Annotated in this window: 1 protein-coding gene; it reads right to left on the bottom strand. The window is 73.4% G+C overall.

Annotated features, from left to right (window positions below):
- The coding region (locus EKO23_RS24700; protein ID WP_134721240.1) for an ATP-binding protein at positions 1-972 on the bottom strand (972 nt) is incomplete at its 3' end.
- Between the last annotated feature and the right edge of the window lie 119 nt (positions 973-1,091).

Raw genomic sequence — 1,091 nt, 5'->3', positions numbered from 1 at the left:
GCGAGCGCCAGCGAGCGTCTCGAAACCTCCGAGCGGGGACGCACCCTCGGCCACCCGCAGCTGCAGCTCCACCAGGTCCACCCCGAACACCGCCTCGGTGACCGGGTGCTCGACCTGGAGCCGGGTGTTCATCTCGAGGAAGAAGAACCGCTCGGTGGCCGGATCGTAGAGGAACTCGACGGTGCCGGCGCCGCGGTACTCGATCGTGGCAGCCGCGGCCCGCGCGGCCTCGTGCATCTGCGCCGCGACCGCACGGTCGAGGTCGGGTGCCGGCGACTCCTCCACCACCTTCTGGTGCCGGCGCTGGATCGAGCAGTCGCGCTCGCCGAGGACCAGCACCCCGCCCGCGCCGTCGCCGACGACCTGCACCTCGACGTGGCGTCCGGACTCGACGTACGGCTCGACGAAGACCGTCCCGTCGCCGAACGCCGACTCGGCCTCGGCCGACGCCTTCTCGACCTCGGCGGGAAGCGCAGCGAGCGACCGGACGATCCGCATGCCGCGGCCGCCCCCGCCGGCCGAGGCCTTCACCAGCAGCGGCAGGTCGGCCTCGGTGGCGCTGTCGGGGGTGAGGTTGCCGAGCACCGGTACGCCGGCCGCCTCCATCAGCTTCTTGGCCTCGACCTTCGAGCCCATCCGCTCGATCGACTCGGGGTCCGGCCCGACCCAGGTCAGCCCGGCCGCCTCGACCTTGCGGGCGAAGTCGGCGTTCTCGGAGAGGAAGCCGTAGCCGGGGTGGATCGCGTCGGCACCGGTCCGCCGCGCGGCCTCGACCACCAGGTCGGCGCGGAGGTAGGTGTCGGCGGGTGCGTTGCCGGGCAGGCGGTACGCCGCGTCGGCCTCGCGCACGAACGGCAGTCCCGCGTCGGCGTCGGAGTGGACCGCGACCGTCTCGATGCCGAGCCGGCGGCAGGTGGCGAACACCCGGCGGGCGATCTCGCCCCGGTTGGCCACGAGCAGTCTGGTGATCATGGGCGGCCTCCGCCGGTTGAGGTGCGAGCGCAGGTCATGGGGCCGCCTCCGCCGGTTGAGGTGCGAGCGCAGACGAGCGTCTCGGCCACCTCGGTGGTTGAGGAGCGAGCGCCAGCGAG

The sequence above is a fragment of the Nocardioides guangzhouensis genome (genome assembly GCF_004519545.1).
In the GTDB taxonomy this organism is placed as follows: Bacteria; Actinomycetota; Actinomycetes; order Propionibacteriales; family Nocardioidaceae; genus Nocardioides; species Nocardioides guangzhouensis.
Note: the sequence above shows the minus strand (reverse complement) of the source record. Positions and strands in the feature narration are given on the sequence as shown.